Raw genomic sequence first — 15815 nt, 5'->3', positions numbered from 1 at the left:
ACGAAGGATAGGGCAATGAGCCAGCGAGCAAACCAGCAGACCCGGTCGCACTCTACGAGTTCCACCGAACCCGCTCAGGGCGCTACCACCTCCGAAGAACCGCGTGGCGCCGCGAAGGAAGCTGGCACCTCCCTGTTGAAGAAGGCCAGCGCCCTCTTCTTTGGTGTGGGTTTGAACCAGCGTCACCCTGAGCGTGAACGTCAGGCGCAGGCTCGCCGTGAGGAACGTGCCCGTCGCCGCGCCGCGGCGCAGCAGGGCCGTGAAGAGGGCGGGTACGACGCCCCCGTGGCGGCTCACATGTTCTCCGGCCGTAGCTTCTTGACCGCTGTTGTGGTGGGCGTGATTGCGCTCGGTACCGCATACCCGGTGGTCACCTACATTGACCAGGACCGGGAAATTAAGCGAATCAACACGCACATTTCTCAGCTGCAGCAGGAGAACGCTCAGCTGAAGGCGGAGCAGACCTGGTGGAACGACGACAACTATGTTCGCCAGCAGGCACGTAGCCGCCTCTACTACGTGAACCCCGGCGACACCCCGTACGTTGTCACCGGCATTACCGAGGACTCTACGAAGGCGGACGGCACTTCTGCGAACGCGAAGAACGCCCCCGAGGAAGCCTGGACCACCAAGGTTTGGAATTCTCTCGAGAAGAACTAGCCCCAGCTGCCGGCAGGAACCCTGCCCAGGCAAGCACCCGGCATTAGTGGACGAGGTGACCCCTCGTTCCAGAAACTTAGGATTATGAGCACCGAAAACACCATTGAAGAGCTGAAAGCACGCACCCCCGGCGGCTTCGGCGTAACTGTTGAAACCCTGACCCCCACCGAGCAGGACATCCGCGTTCTCTCCGCGCAGCTGGGCCGTAAGGTCCGCGACGTGATCGAGATTCCGGCACGCTGCGTGTGCGGTAACCCGCTCGTGGCTGCTACCGCGCCGCGCCTGAGCAACGGCACCCCCTTCCCGACCGTGTTCTACCTGGCGCATCCGGTGATTACCGCTGCGGCTTCCCGTCTGGAGGCGGGCGGTCTGATGTACGAGATGACCGACTCTCTGGCTGAGGATACCGACCTGGCGGCACAGTACGCTGCCGCGCACGAGAACTACCTGGCTGAGCGTGAGCGCATCCGCCTGATCAGCGGTACCGAAGAGGTTCCGGAGATTGACGGCATCTCTGCTGGCGGCATGCCGACCCGCGTGAAGTGCCTGCACGCTGTGATTGGCCACACCCTGTCGGTGGGTCGCGGTGTGAACCCGATGGGTGACCGCGGCCTGGACGCTATCGCCGAGTGGTGGACCCCCGAGGTCTGCTCCTGCGACCCCGCGTGGCGTGAAGAAGCCTAAATAATTGATTCTGGTGCGCCCGCATCGTCGTCAGTGACGGTGCGGGCGCATAATAGATAGAAGAAAGAGCGCCGAAAAGCGAAAATTTTCGCCTGCGGCGCTCGCGTTGCCTTTTGGCACTGATTGGTATTGAAGACCTGAAAGGAACCCACCGTGCGCGTTGGAGCGATTGACTGCGGTACGAACTCTATTCGCCTGCTGATTGCTGATTCCACTACTGAGGTGGTGGACGGGGTCGAGAAGACCGTCCTGAAGGACGTGGTGCGTGAGATGCGCATTGTGCGTCTGGGGCAGGGCGTGGACGCGACCGGCTGGCTGGCGCAGGAGGCGCTGGACCGTACTTTCGCTGCGGCGCGTGAGTATGCGCAGCTGCTGAAGGAGCACGGCGCTGATTCTGTGCGTTTCGTGGCGACCAGTGCGACTCGCGATGCGGGTAACCGCCAGGTGTTCGTGGATGGTATCCGTGAGATTCTGGGCATTGAGCCCGAGGTCATCAGCGGTGATGAGGAAGCTGCGCTGTCCTTCGCCGGCGCGGTGCGCGCTGTCGGTTACGGCGATGGCGACACCCTGGTGTTCGACCTGGGCGGCGGTTCGACTGAGTTCGTGCTCGGTGACGAGTCGGGTGTGAAGGCTTCCCGTAGCGTCAATATTGGTTGTGTGCGTCTGACTGAGCGTCACATGATGAGTGCCCCGTCGACTGAGTCCCAGATTGCTCGCGTTGAGGCTGATACTGATGAGGCTCTTGAGGTGGCTCGTAAGACCGTGCCCCTGCAGGATGCACGCCGCGTGGTGGCTGTGGCTGGTACCGCAACCACCGTGGCTGCTGCCGCCCTGGGTCTGGACCGCTACGATTCTGAGGCTATTAACGCTCAGAGCTTCTCCGTGGAGACCGTTCAGAAGACCGCCCGCTGGTTGGCTTCGCTGAGCCGTACTGAGCGTGAGGAGCTCGGCTACATGCACCCCGGCCGGGTGGATGTGATTGGTGCCGGCGCGACGATTTACGCCCGCATCTTGACCCGTCTGAATGAGATGACTGACGGTGCCGTTGATTCGGTGACCGTCAGCGAGCACGACATTCTGGACGGTATCGCTCTGTCCCAGCTGTAGGCTTGAGCGCTCGCGCCGTGAACCGATGGTGGTTCACGGCGTGGCTCAGCTTGAGGAGTTTTAATGGTTCGTTCTGAGCATCTTCGTTCTGAGCATCGGCGAGGTACGCCCCTGACCGGCTGGTTTGTTGCGCCGTCTTTTGCTTCTGGGTCTCGTGTATGTGGTGCGCGCGCCTCGGTTGTTTCTGATCGAGGCGCTTCTCGCCGTGCCCGCAAGGTTGCTGCTCTGGGCGCTAGCGCCGCGTTGACTCTTCTGCCGCTGTGGACCCCGCTGGCGCCTGCCGCCTGGGCGACGGACCCGACGCCTTCAGCTTCTGCGTCCCCGAGCCCGAAGCGGGAGGTGACGGCGACTCCTTCGCCGTCGGGTACTGCGGTTCCGAAGACTTCGGCAACTCCGAGTAAAGGCACGTCGACCACGAATGGTGATGATGTTCGTCAGCGCGAGTATTGGCTGCGCGAGTATGGTATTACGTCGCTGTGGTCGCAGGCTACGGGTAAGGGCGTGACGGTTGCCGTAATTGATACGGGCGTGGATGGTACCCACCCGGATCTTGAGGGTAATGTTCTGCGTGGTACCGATGTCTCGGGCGTGGGTAGCGAGGACGGCTGGAAGGGCCTGGGTGCTGAGCCGATGCACGGCACGGAGGTTGCTTCTCTGATTGCCGGTCACGGTCACGATACGCAGGGTTACTCTGCGATTGCGGGCCAGCCGGGTAAACCGACCGGCATGATTGGTGTGGCTCCCGAGGCGAAGATTCTGCCGATTTCGCTGAATATGGGTACGACCGGCGGTAAGAGCATTGATGAGCAGATTCCGGCGGCGGTGCGTTACGCGGTCGACCACGGGGCTCAGATTATCAATATGTCGATTGGTTCGAATAAGACGAGCTGGCCGCAGAGCTGGGATGAGGCTTTTGCGTATGCGGAGCAGAAGGGTGTGCTGATTGTTGCGGCTGCGGGTAACCGCGGTAGCGGTTTGACGCAGGTTGGTGCTCCGGCGACGATTCCTGGCGTGTTGACGGTGGGCGGTATTGACCGGAATAAGCAGGTTTCTGAGGGGTCGTCGACTCAGGGCATTTCGATTGCTGTGGTTGCTCCGAGTACGGATATGATTGCGGCGGCTCCCGGTAATGGGTACATGCTGTGGTCAGGTTCTTCGGCTGCTGCCCCGTTGGTGACGGGTGTTGCGGCGTTGTTGAAGCAGAAGTATCCGAAGGAGTCGGCGGCTCAGCTGGCTCAGCGTTTGATTGCTTCGGCTGATGATGCTGGTGCGACGGGCCGTGACCCGTTGTACGGGTACGGCGTGTTTAATCCGCAGGATGCGATGGCTTTGCCTGCGCCTACGGTGACGGCGAATCCGCTGGGTTCGATTTCTGAGTGGATTGCGGTGCATCGTAAGCAGCAGGTGAGTGATCCGACTCCGAGTGATGCTGCGCCGGTGCATGAGGAGGGCGAGAGCATTGTGAAGGCGGCTGCGCCGGATGCGCGTCGCCCTCCGGAGGATCGTGGCTGGTTGCCGCCGGTGATTTTGGCGGCTTTGACGCTGTGGCTGACGATTATTACGGCTGGTTCGGTGCATCGACTGCATAGGATGCATGTGAGTGCGGGGCAGGCTGCGCGTATGGCTCGTGATGCGGCGCATCATCCGGGTGCTCATCGTGGAAAGCGCCGCGTTTCTGCGGGCTCACAGCAGGGTACCCGAAAGGGGACTCGTTAGGGCTCTCGCGAGTCTGGGTTGCCGGTGCTTTTCTTCTCTGTGGGAGCTTCTTCTGTTCGCCCGGGGCTGACTTTTGAGTTGGTCCCGGGCTTTGTTGTTGGGGGTCGTGTTTTGGGTAGCGGATTGTATGAATAAACGAAAATATCGAACGTACCGCGAAAAAATCGGAAAGGGTATTTTTGACTGTAACCCACATCACGAGATGAACCCTGTTCATATCTTCAAAACTTTTAACTTAGGGTGAGCTCAAAGGGACGATAGGTGCGAAATTACCTAAACAAAGGCGTAAAATAGAAGACAACAGGTATGTGATAGACAGGCTCGTGCTGCTAGCCACTTCGCGTTGCGCAAGGACTTCCAGAGCGGGCCGTTTGTACGTCAGGGGAGCTTTCGGAACGAGCCGGAAGTTGCACATACCACCCTACCGGGGCTACCGAACCTCGGTACCTGAAGACTAGGAAGTAACAAAATGGCATTCACTAAGGTGGCACAGGACCGTCCTCGCGTCCTGATCGTCGGTGGCGGCTACGTCGGCTTCACCGTTGCTAAGAAGATCCAGAAGGCTATCAAGGAGACCGGTGGCGTCGTCACCATCGTTGAGCCGAACCCCTACATGACTTACCAGCCCTTCCTCCCCGAGGTTGCAGCAGGTTCCATGGAAGGCCGTAACGCAACTGTGCCGCTGCGCCAGCACCTGCGCGACACCGAGTTGATCCCCGGCCGCGTTGTCTCCATCGACCACGCAAACCGCACCGCTGTTGTTGAGCCCACCGACAACGGTGAGCCCTTCGAGCTGAAGTACGACGAGATCGTTCTCGGCGCAGGTGCTGTGACCCGCGCATTCCCGATTCCGGGCCTGGCAGAGGTCGCTATCGGCCTGAAGACCATTGAAGAGGCAGTCTCCGTTCGTAACTGGGTTCTGGACCGCATCGAGGTTGCATCCATGCTGTCCGACGCTGAAGAGCGCCGCCGTGCCCTGACCTTCGTTGTTGTTGGTGGTGGCTTCGCTGGTGTTGAGACCATCTCCGAGCTCGAGGACATGGCACGCGTTGCTGTCGAGCGCAACGAGCGTCTCTCCGTTTCCGACCTGCACTTCGTCATGGTCGAGGCTGCACCGCGCATCATGCCCGAGGTCCCCGCAGACCGTGCAGAGAAGGTCGTCGCAGAGCTGCGTGCACGCGGCATCGAGATCCTGCTGAACACCTCCCTCTCCGACGCAACCGACGGCAACCTGCAGCTGATCAACATGGCTGACAAGTCCCCGGCAGGCGAGATCAAGACCGACACCCTGATCTGGACCGCAGGTGTGGCAGCATCCCCGATGCTGAAGAACACTGACTTCCCGATTGACGAGCGTGGCCGCGTTCGCGTGAGCGCAGACCTGCGTGTCACCGGCGATGATGGTGTGGTTGAGGGCGCATGGGCTGCAGGCGACAACGCAGCTGTTCCGGACCTCTCCGGCGGCGGCGTGGGCGGCTTCTGCGTTCCCAACGCTCAGCACGCTTCCCGCCAGGCTGTTGTTCTGGCTAAGAACCTGCTGGCTGCTCGCCGCGGCGAGCCCCTGACCGACTACTACCACGAGACCATCGGTGTTGTGGCAGGTCTGGGCCTGTGGAAGGGCGTTGCAAACTTCAAGGGCAAGACCATTGGCGGCCCGCTGGCATGGATCATGCACCGCGGCTACCACGGCTCTGCAATCCCCACCACCGAGCGTACCGTTCGCGTTATGACCACCTGGGCACTGAACCAGATCTTCGGTCGCGACACCTCCTCGATTCGCCACCAGCGCTCCCCGCGCCTGGCATTCCAGGAAGCAACCGGTACTGCACCGGCACGCCAGAAGGCAAAGCTCTAAAATAGCCTGACCTAGGGATATATTCCCTGAAGGCAAAGCAATGGGTGGTGTAGAAGACCTTAGTCTTCTGCACCGCCTATTCTGCGCCTGGGTGCTTGCGAGCTGTCTAGCTTAGCCGCCCACCGGTGCTTTTGCATGATGCTTGCTGAGGCAGGGTGCGGGGAACTGCTTGAAATGTGTTTCCGCTTAGGTTCGAGTGCGTTTTCGTGGAATAATAATTACTTGTGTCCCGGACTGTTCGGGATACGCCCTCATAGTCCAATTGGCAGAGACAGAGGACTTAAAATCCTTGTGTTCTGGGTTCGAGTCCCAGTGGGGGCACAGCATAGACGCGCGTAGATGTGCGGTATAGATGGGCGGCGGCTCTTCCCGTGGGGGAGGGGCCGCCGCTTGCGTATCTGAAGGTTTACATATCTGGGGTTTTGTGGGGGTGAAAAGGCGATGCCCCCGACCCATACTATCGGGGGCATCGTGGAGTGGCGGTGCGGGCTATGGCATTCCGCGCACTCTCTTCACCGCGGATAGAAGAGCTCGTCCTCTGCCGGAATCAGGACGGCTGGCGGTGAAGTCTGGTGAACCTGCAGGTGATTGCCTGCCTCGGTCATGTGTGGAGGCAGGAGGCGGTTCAAAGCTTACTTGCGGCGCGCGGTCACGAGCGCGTCGATGGAGAACTTGCCTGCGCCGCTGTATTTCGTGGTGTTGTTCATGCCTTCAAGCTTGACAAGTAAAGTTTTACACTTCAAGTAAGTCTAGTTTGTGGAGAAAAAGAGTGCAAAACAGGGGGTTTAGATGACGTTTTGTGACGGGGCTCCACGCCCTAAAACACCCGCGAACCGTCTTCCGGAGCTCAAAAAACGTGAGACCCTATAAAGAGACACAGCCACAGACGCACCCCTGCCTGAACGGGGGAGCAGAGTCAGAAAGGCACAGCATGCAGACTAAACCCTCCATCATTGCCGTCGATATGGACGGCACCTTCCTCACCGACTCCAAAACCTTCGACACCGAACGGTTCGCGCGCATCCTGCCCCGCCTGCAGGCGCATGGAATCCACTTCGTCGTGGCGAGCGGAAATACCCATGCCAAGCTACAGGACTATATGCGCGGTTTCGAGGACCAGGGCCTCACCTACATTGCTGAGAACGGCGCGTACCTCGCCGATGACAGCGGTCAGCTTGCCGTGCATCCCTTTGAGGAAGAGGATATCCCGCGCATTATTGAGGTAGTGCAGGGGCTGGACCAGATCGGTCTGCTGGTGTGCACCACCGAGGGTATTTACCTGCCCAAGGATCGTTGCGATCAGATTGTGCACATGATTCGCGGCTATTTTGAAGACACCGGTCAGGAACTCCCCGAGACCCTCACCCTGGAGGATTTTGCGGCGTTCTTCTTCCCCGGCTCGGTCATGGTTGACTCTATTGAAGATTTTGAGGGTGCACCCATTAAATTCCCGCTGCTGACCCCGCCAAAGCAGACGCAGCAGCTGAGCGTCTACCTGCGCGAGGCTCTTCCGCAGACCGTCACCCCGATGGTGAGTGGCTTCGGTGCCATTGACCTGGTGCGTACCGGTGTCAACAAGGCGACCGGTCTGAAGGACCTATGCGAGCGTCTGAACGCCGACCCGGCGGGCATTCTTGCCTTCGGTGACGGTGAGAACGACATGGAGATGCTCCGCTACGCGGGCTGGGGCGTTGCTATGTCTAACGCCCCGGAGGTTGTGCGAAATGCTGCTGACGAGGTGATTGGCTCGAACGAGGAACAGGCAGTTCTGGAGTATCTGGAGCAGCTCCTTGATCGTTTGGAAGCTTCGCAATAGACGCATCACAAAGAGACACGCAGAAGCGTTTGTGTACGGGGCGGTGCGGACCTGGGTGAACCTCAGGTAAACACCGCCCTGAAATATTCTGGCAAGGTTGCTAGAAGCCCTTGCTGGTAACGAACAGCGCCCGTGAGCGCAGAATCTATCTGATAGAATTAACAGAATTAGTTTTGTACCCGTTTAAGGAGAGCATGATGGCGGGAAATCCGCTTCTGAATTCAATGACGAAGAACGTTACTCAGGGCGACTCTCGCTTCGGTCGCTTTGGTGCTGGTGCGCAGGCTCAGCCGAATAACCAGCAGGCGTACGGTCAGCAGCCGGGCTACGGCCAGCAGGCCTACGGTCAGTACGGTCAGCAGCCGGGCTACGGCCAGAACGCCTACGGCCAGCAGCCCTATGGTCAGCAGTACGGCCAGCCCCAGTATGACCAGCAGGCACAGTATGGTCAGCAGGCACAGTACGGTCAGCCGTACGGTGAGGCTGACTACGGCGTAGCGGCTCCCACCTACTCGGAGCCCATTCCCGCCGGTGAGCGCCTGACCATGAACGATGTCTTGGTTAAGACCGGCATCAACCTGGGCCTGGTCGCTGTCGGTGCCGCCGTTGCATGGTATGCACCGGTGCTGCTGCTCCTGGGCATGGTTGGCGGTCTGGTCCTGGGTCTGGTGAACTCCTTCAAGAAGAAGGTTTCCCCGATTCTGGTCATGACCTACGCGCTCATGGAAGGTCTGCTGCTCGGTGGCCTGTCCGCTGTTGTGGATATGCGCTACCCCGGCGTGGCAGTTCAGGCTGTTTTGGCAACCTTCGTGGTGGCAGGTACCACCCTGGCTCTGTTCGCGAACGGCAAGCTGCGCGCAACTCCTAAGCTCAACAAGATTTTCATGATCGGCGCTATTGGTTACCTGGCGTACGGCCTCATCTCGATCCTGGGTGCGGGTATCTTCGGTTCCTCGCTGAACAGCTTCTCCATCGGCGGTATTCCGCTGGGTCTGGTTGTTGGTCTGTTCGCTGTTGCGCTGGCAACCTACTCGCTGCTGCTGGACTTCACCACCACCTCCGAGGCTGTGGAGGCGGGCCTGCCCGAGCGTGAGTCCTGGCGCCTTGCTTTCGGCCTGACCGCTTCTCTGGTCTGGCTGTACGTTGAGATCCTGCGTGTTCTCATGTACCTGGCAAGCATCTTTAGCAACGACTAAAGCTCGTTATGAGGCGGCGGTACCGTGATGGTGCCGCCGCCTTTGCCGCTTTACTTCCCCGATGTATCGAGGCGCAGGGGAGGGGCGCAACAACATCACCACATACCGCCTCCGCTGGGGCAGCCGAAGCTGCCCCGCGCGGGCGCGACACCGATAACGAGTTGGAGACACCGTGAAAATTACACCTGTTGCAGAAGAGCATGTAGCCGAGGAGGAGCGCGGCTACCGGGTGCCTTTTGCTATGGAAGTTGCTGGTGCTTGGGCGTGGCGCATCATTATGATTGCCGGTGCCGGTTGGATCCTTTGGAAGGGCCTGGGGCACGTCTCCCTGCTGGTTATTTCTCTTCTGGTGGCTCTGCTGCTGGCGGCTCTGCTGAGCCCCGCCGTGATGCTTCTGCGTAAGAAGGGCGTTCGTGCCGGTGGCGCGGCGGCTATTGCCGAAATCGGTATGATTCTGGTGCTCGCCGGTATTATTTCGCTGACCGGTCAGCAGATTCTGCGCGGTTTTGTGTCCATGGCGGATAAGGCGATGCAGGGCTACCAGCAGCTGATTGGTTGGCTGAAGAACCTCGGCTACGAGTTCGGTGCAGACCAGCTGAACCAGCTGCTGGAACAGATGGAGAGCGCTGTAACCAATAACCCCAGCTCCGTGCTGCACGGTGTGTCTCAGGTGGGTTCGACTGCGGCTGAGGTTGCAACCGGCACCCTGCTGACCCTGTTTACCCTGGTCTTCTTCCTGATGGAGGGTGAGCGTATCTGGCTGTTCGTCACTCGCCTCTTCCCGAAGGACGCGCGTGCCGCAGTCAACGGTGCGGGTCGCGCGGGTTGGAAGTCCCTGGGTGCGTACGTGCGCGTTCAGATTCTGGTGGCGGCTATTGACGCTATCGGCATCGGTATTGGTGCCGCAATTCTGGGTGTTCCGCTGGCTATCCCGCTGGGTGTGCTGGTCTTCCTCGGCTCCTTCGTTCCGGTGATTGGTGCCCTCATTTCCGGTGCTGTGGCTGTGCTGCTGGCGCTGGTTGCTCTGGGCCCGGTGCAGGCGCTGATTATGCTCGGTATTGTTCTGCTGGTTCAGCAGCTCGAATCCAACATTCTGCAGCCGCTCATTATGGGTAAGGCTGTCTCCCTGCACCCGCTGGCTGTTATTTTCTCGGTGGCTGGTGGCTCCATGATTTTTGGTGCGGTGGGTGCTCTGTTCGCCGTGCCGACTCTGGCTGTGGTCAACGCGGTGGTGCGTTACCTGGCGAATCGTGACTGGGAGAAGGAGGCGCCTCGTGAGGAGGAGTTCCTCTTCCCGCACGAGGTGGCTCGCCGCGAGCAGGCTGAGGAGAAGGCCCAGGAACGGCAGGAGAGCGTCAAGAATCTGGCCTCCCGGGTGCCGAGCCGTCAGAAGGCTGAGGAGCCTGAGAACCAGGCTTCCGAGGCTTCGGACTCCTCCGAAGACTAGGGGCCTGCATCGAGCGGGAGGTTTTGGCGTAGGGCACCCCGCCACCCTCGATAACGCACCGCTAACTCGTCCCGGCGATACCGCCGGCCGCGATGCCGTCTACGGCGGTGTCTCGCCAGGGGGCTACTTGCGACCGGGTAGCCCCCTTCGCTGTACCCATCCTCTAAAATGGGATGAGCAATACATCACCATCCCGCGCCCGCGGGACAACGCACCGTCAGAATGGAAAACCCGTGAGCGTAGATCTCGACTCCCTGCCCGTGACCATTACCGATATTGAACGTGCCGCAGAGCTGCTCGAAGGCGTTATTGAACGCACCCCGGTCGCCCATTCGCGTGCCCTGAGCCAGCGCCTGGGTTCCGAGGTGTTCTTCAAGTGTGAGAACCTGCAACGCGCCGGTTCGTTCAAGGTGCGCGGCGCGTATGTGCGCATGGCAAAGCTCTCCGAGGAGGAGAAGAAGCGCGGCGTCGTGGCGGCGAGTGCAGGTAACCACGCTCAGGGTGTGGCTCTGGCTGCTGACCGTCTGGGCATTAAGGCTCGCATTTACATGCCGCTGGGTGCGGCACTGCCTAAGATTACCGCAACCCGCGATCACGGCGCTGAGGTTGAGCTGCACGGCCTGACCGTGGATGAGGCTCTGGCGGAGGCGAAGCGCTACGCCGAAGAGACCGGCGCGGTGTTCGTGCACCCCTTCGACAATGAAGACATTATTGCCGGCCAGGGCACCATCGGTCTGGAAATCCTGGAGCAGGTTCCGGACGTTGACACCGTGATTGTGGGTGTTGGCGGCGGCGGTCTGCTGGCTGGTCTGTCCGCTGCTATCCGCGCGAAGGAGCAGAAGCTCGGTAAGAAGATCAAGATTATTGGTGTTCAGGCGGAGCACGCGGCGGCGTACCCGCTGTCGCTGGCTGCGGATGCTCTGGTGCCGCTAAAGAAGGTTTCCACCATTGCTGATGGTATTGCGGTGGGTCGCCCCGGCCAGATGCCTTTCTCCATCATCAAGGAGCTGGTAGACGATGTGGCGACCGTGAGTGAAGACGATATCGCTCGCGCCCTGATCTTCCTGATGGAACGTAACAAGCTCGTGGTGGAGCCTGCCGGTTCGGTGCCCGTGGCTGCGCTGATGAACGGCAAGCTGAAGGAAGAGTACGGCGACCTGGGTACCGTCGTGTGCGTGCTTTCCGGCGGCAATATTGACCCGATGCTGATGCTGAAGGTGATTCAGCGCGGTCTGTCTGCGGCTGGCCGCTACATGACCGTGAAGATGATGCTGTCTGACCGTCCGGGTGAGCTGGCGACCATTTCCCGCATTATTTCTGAGAATGATGCGAACGTGACCGGTGTGGATCACACCCGTGTGGGTGGTTCGCTGTCCATGGGCGATGTGTCGATTACGATCGACATGGAAACCAAGGGTGTGGAGCATTGCCGCCAGGTGATTTCTGCCCTGGAGGATGCGGGTTTCAAGCCCATCATCGTCTACTAAGCCGATATATTTATTAGCCGACGAACTATAGTGTTGCCTCGAATCGGAAGGGTGGAGGCAACCAGATAGGCGCAAGCAGGCAGACAAAAAACAGTGCGGGGTGCTGACCGTTATAGTCAGCACCCCGCACTGTTTGTTTTAAATCTAGCGCTGTCTCTTAGCTCTAACTTCTTAGCCCTGGTAGGGGGTTGCGGAGATAATCTTGGCGCTCAGTTCCTTACCGTTCGGAGCGGTGTAGGTGACTTCGTCACCCTGCTTAGCACCCATAATTGCGGCACCCAGGGGGGACTTCTCAGAGAAGACCTTCAGGTCGCTACCTGCAGGCAGAGTGTCCTCAATTTCGCGGGAGCCGAGCAGGAACTTCAGGGTGCGGCCGGCAACCTCAGCTTCGATGACCATGCCGTGTTCTACCACGCCGTCGTCAGCGGGAGTATCGCCGATGTGCGCGGTTTCCAGCAGGTGCTTGAGCTGCTTGATGCGTGCCTCGTTCTTAGCCTGCTCGTCACGTGCAGCGTGGTAGCCGCCGTTCTCGCGGAGGTCACCCTCATCGCGTGCCTGCGCGATGCGGTCAACAATTTCCTGGCGGTACGGGCCGGAGAGGTACTCCAGCTCCTGGGTGAGGCGGTCGAAGGCGTCCTGAGTGAGCCAGGCACCGGTGTTTTCAGCCATGCGTGTCCTTTGCTTATGCGCCGGCGTTGCCGGTGCGAAACGAATAAACCCGCTACCGCGTGCCGCGTTCAGAAAGGGGACGGCGATGCCGGTAACGGAATGAATCAACAGACCTATTCTAGAGCACCGGAGGATTTTCGGCTGTTATGCCGGTCGTATCTTCCCCTCTGAGCGCATCCTCGCCGGGGTGCATGCCGGTAGCTGAACCTGGTGGCGGTTTCTGTCGGCTGGTTACCATGTGATTGCGCGGATATGACGGTACATTTCACGATGTCACACGGCGTCATCTGCGCTAGTGTACCGGCGCTGTCCTTGGGTATCATACGAGAAGCTACACACGTAAAATTTCCGCAGTGTGGCGCTCGCATTCGCGAATCACAGACACATCAGCCGCCCATCCGCGCTGGCCGCATCAACTAAAGGACACATACCGTGAGCGAAGCCATCGAACAGCTGAAGGCAAACCTGCCGACTCACCCTCCCGTGGACTCTATCAAACCGCTGGAGGAGGACTACACTGGCCTGCGCATCCTCGCGGTGCATGCTCACCCGGATGATGAGTCCTCTAAGGGCGCTGGCACTGCGTCGGCGTATATTGCCCGCGGTGCCCGCTTCATGGTGGCGACGATGACCGGCGGCGAGCGCGGCGACATCCTGAACGAGGAGATTGCTAACAGCCCGCGCGCGCACCGTGACCTGCCGGGTCTGCGCCGCTCCGAGATGGCGGCTGCCCGCGAGATTATGGGCATTGAGCACCGCTGGATTGGTTTCTTCGACTCGGGTCTGCCCGAGGGTGACCCGATGCCGCCTCTGCCCTTCGGTAGCTTTGGCACCATACCCCTGGACCGTGCCGCCGCGCCGCTCGTGCGTCTGGTGCGTGAGTACCGCCCGCACATCATCATCACCTATGACGAGATTGGCGGCTACCCGCACCCCGACCACATCATGACTCACAAGATTGCCGTGGAAGCATTCGAGAAGGCAGGCGACCCGGAAGCCTACGTGGGTGAGGGCGAGCCCTGGACCCCGCTGAAGCTCTACTACGACCGCGCATTCAACCCCGAACGCACCCTCGCCCTGCACGAGCATCTGCTCGATACGCACGGTGAGAGCCTGCTGAGCGGCTGGATTGAGAACCTCGCGCACCGCGCCTCCTCGGGGGAGGCGCCTCGCCACGAGACTACGACCCGCATCCTGGTGACTGAGCACTTTGAGCAGCGAGATCAGGCTTTGCGTGCGCACGCCTCGCAGGTGGACCCGAACGGCGTGTTCTTTGCGGTGCCCAGTGAGCAGCTGAAGGATATTTGGCCCTGGGAGGACTACACGCTGGCTGCCTCGCACGCTGAGGTTCAGCTGCCCGAATCTAGCCTGGATGAGGGCCTGAGCGACTACTACGTTATCTAGGGTGGGGTGTATCGCCCCACGTTAGCGAATGATGCCCTTCGCCCGCGATATGAATCGTGGGTGAAGGGCATCAGCTTTTCTTATGCGCGCGAGGTGTGCCGCCCCTTCGCGCGCCCTCTACGCCTTTACCTGCTGCCACAAATTTTGAGCCGATTCTCAGCCCAACCGTGATGCCGATTGCCGCGAAGGCACGGCGCGGCGGCGTAGAATAAGAGCTTGGGCTCTTTCGTTAGGAGCCCTCTGAATCATCTGCCACGACAGCCGAATGAGGTATGAGCTATGAGCGCCAACGCCCTGCCCGTGATTACTGTGCACGGCCACGCCAGCAACCCCGGTACTGTCACTGAGCCTACCGTCTATGAGCAGGCTCTGGCGCGCTCGCTGAGCCCCGAATCCCTGCCGGCACATATCGGAGTGCTGGTGGACGGTAACCGTCGCTGGGCGGCTCAGCGCGGCTTGAGCACCCGTGAGGGCCACGCCGCCGGTGCGGAGCGAATTATTGATTTTCTTGCCTGGTGCACTGAGCTGTCGATTCCGCAGGTGAGCCTGTACATGCTTTCCACTGAGAATCTGAAGCGCCCCGAGAAGGAACTGACCGGTCTGGTCGCTGTGATTGATGCGTTCCTGGTGCGCCTGGTGGAGTCCGCCTGCGGCCCGGTGCGTGCCATCGGCAATATTGACCTGATTCCTCGCCAGCTGCACGAGCGCCTGGACTGGGCGATTGAACAGACGGCGCACCTGCCCGGTGTTCGCGTGAACATTGCGGTCGGTTATGGCGGTCGCCAGGAGATTGTGGACGCGGTCCGCTCGGTTCTGCGTGAGGCCGCTGCGAAGGGTACTTCCCTCGAGGATATGGCTGACCAGCTGAATGTTGAGGATATTTCCTCGCACCTGTACACCGCCGATATGCCCGACCCGGACCTGCTGATTCGCACCTCGGGCGAGCAGCGCCTGTCCGGTTTCATGACCTGGCAGAGTGCGTATTCTGAGTTTTATTTCTGCCGTGCCCTGTGGCCGGATTTCACGCGCGTTGATTTTCTACGTGCTCTGCGGGACTACGCGAACCGTTCCCGCCGCTTCGGCTCCTAGAACCTGTGCGCTCTAGCGCCGTCGGGTTGTGCTCCCGACTGGCAGCCTCCGGTAGTACAGTTTCCAACGTTACAGCCTCCAGCATTACAGAATGGACGTTCTATGCTCGCTGAGCTTTCCCGCCTCTACCACGCAGGCGGCGCCTCCGTTATTGCCGCGCTGGTGCTCGGCAGCTACCTGCTGTATTTCCTGTGGTGTGCCCTGCGGCTGTGGCGTATTGACGTGCGGGAGCACCGCCTGCCGCACCGCATCCTGATCCCTTTGGCTATTGCCACCTATACGGCTCTGCCGGTGTCTTTGCTTTTTGCGGGCCGCCCCGCCGATATTTGGCGCGTGATTGGTGCCGGCCTGGTGCTGTGGTTCTGTTACGGGCTTCTGCGTATTCTGTCCTTCGGTGCGCTGGGCCGCGGGGATGTGAAGCTTGCCGGCATCCTGGGCGGTGTGCTCGGGTACCTGTCCTGGGCGAACCTGGGCTGGGCGTCGCTGGTGACGTTTCTTGCCGGTGGTCTGGTGTCTTTGGCTCTGGTGCTGTTTACGAAGGCGCGCGGTAGCACCCGCATTGCCTTCGGTCCGTTTATGCTTCTGGGTGCGCTGGTGGCGTTGGCTGCCCCGGCGTATTCTCTGTGGTAGATTCCGAAGTAGGGTGACCGTCCGGCTTGGTGGTGGGCTCGTTCTTTGTGCGGCT

General features: G+C 60.3%; 13 protein-coding genes and 1 tRNA gene. 13 read left to right on the top strand and 1 reads right to left on the bottom strand.

The window, feature by feature from the left end; all coding sequences use genetic code 11:
• Window positions 1–15 precede the first annotated feature (15 nt).
• From RWL87_RS02470 to ilvA, 10 genes are all read left to right on the top strand, one after another.
• The gene (locus RWL87_RS02470; protein ID WP_294628089.1) at window positions 16–660 is read left to right on the top strand and encodes a septum formation initiator family protein; all 645 of its coding nucleotides are present in this window, start codon (window positions 16–18) and stop codon (window positions 658–660) included.
• Window positions 661–744: 84 nt separating this feature from the next.
• The gene (locus tag RWL87_RS02465; RefSeq protein WP_313968784.1) at window positions 745–1344 is read left to right on the top strand and encodes a DUF501 domain-containing protein; all 600 of its coding nucleotides are present in this window, start codon (window positions 745–747) and stop codon (window positions 1342–1344) included.
• Window positions 1345–1497: 153 nt separating this feature from the next.
• Window positions 1498–2451: an exopolyphosphatase gene (locus tag RWL87_RS02460; protein ID WP_070644178.1), complete on the top strand. Its 954-nt coding sequence runs from the start codon at window positions 1498–1500 to the stop codon at window positions 2449–2451.
• A 63-nt stretch (window positions 2452–2514) separates the two neighbouring features.
• Window positions 2515–4167 (top strand): S8 family serine peptidase, encoded by a 1653-nt coding sequence (locus tag RWL87_RS02455; RefSeq protein WP_313968783.1) that lies wholly within the window; start codon window positions 2515–2517, stop codon window positions 4165–4167.
• Between the two features lie 469 nt (window positions 4168–4636).
• Window positions 4637–6022, top strand: a complete 1386-nt coding sequence (locus tag RWL87_RS02450) for an NAD(P)/FAD-dependent oxidoreductase (protein WP_070686238.1) — start codon at window positions 4637–4639, stop codon at window positions 6020–6022.
• Window positions 6023–6269: 247 nt separating this feature from the next.
• Window positions 6270–6343 (top strand) — tRNA-Leu (locus RWL87_RS02445).
• A 610-nt stretch (window positions 6344–6953) separates the two neighbouring features.
• Complete coding sequence (locus RWL87_RS02440) at window positions 6954–7838, top strand: HAD family hydrolase (RefSeq protein WP_313968782.1); 885 nt, start codon at window positions 6954–6956, stop codon at window positions 7836–7838.
• Between the two features lie 197 nt (window positions 7839–8035).
• The gene (locus tag RWL87_RS02435) at window positions 8036–9034 is read left to right on the top strand and encodes a Bax inhibitor-1/YccA family protein (protein WP_313968781.1); all 999 of its coding nucleotides are present in this window, start codon (window positions 8036–8038) and stop codon (window positions 9032–9034) included.
• 172 nt (window positions 9035–9206) lie between these two features.
• Window positions 9207–10481: an AI-2E family transporter gene (locus tag RWL87_RS02430; protein WP_070594009.1), complete on the top strand. Its 1275-nt coding sequence runs from the start codon at window positions 9207–9209 to the stop codon at window positions 10479–10481.
• Window positions 10482–10714: 233 nt separating this feature from the next.
• Window positions 10715–11968 (top strand): threonine ammonia-lyase, encoded by a 1254-nt coding sequence (gene ilvA / locus RWL87_RS02425; RefSeq protein WP_049341524.1) that lies wholly within the window; start codon window positions 10715–10717, stop codon window positions 11966–11968.
• 171 nt (window positions 11969–12139) lie between these two features.
• Here ilvA and greA read toward each other — a convergent pair whose 3' ends face one another.
• Window positions 12140–12637 carry a transcription elongation factor GreA gene (greA, locus tag RWL87_RS02420; RefSeq protein ID WP_044150727.1) on the bottom strand — a complete coding sequence of 166 codons (498 nt, stop codon included), beginning with the start codon at window positions 12635–12637 and terminating at the stop codon, window positions 12140–12142.
• Window positions 12638–13069: 432 nt separating this feature from the next.
• Here greA and mca point away from each other — a divergent pair, with 432 nt between their 5' ends.
• From mca to RWL87_RS02405, 3 genes are all read left to right on the top strand, one after another.
• Entirely contained in the window at window positions 13070–14041 is a 972-nt protein-coding gene (gene mca, locus RWL87_RS02415; protein WP_313968780.1) for a mycothiol conjugate amidase Mca, read from the top strand.
• A 279-nt stretch (window positions 14042–14320) separates the two neighbouring features.
• On the top strand, window positions 14321–15130 hold the full coding sequence (uppS, locus tag RWL87_RS02410; RefSeq protein ID WP_313968779.1) for a polyprenyl diphosphate synthase: 810 nt from the start codon (window positions 14321–14323) through the stop codon (window positions 15128–15130).
• Between the two features lie 102 nt (window positions 15131–15232).
• On the top strand, window positions 15233–15760 hold the full coding sequence (locus tag RWL87_RS02405) for a prepilin peptidase (protein ID WP_313968778.1): 528 nt from the start codon (window positions 15233–15235) through the stop codon (window positions 15758–15760).
• The last annotated feature ends 55 nt before the right edge of the window (window positions 15761–15815 follow it).

The sequence above is a fragment of the uncultured Rothia sp. genome (genome assembly GCF_963555405.1).
Classification (GTDB): domain Bacteria; phylum Actinomycetota; class Actinomycetes; order Actinomycetales; family Micrococcaceae; genus Rothia.
The sequence above is the reverse complement of the archived record's forward strand: the minus strand, read 5'-3'. Positions and strand labels throughout refer to the sequence as shown.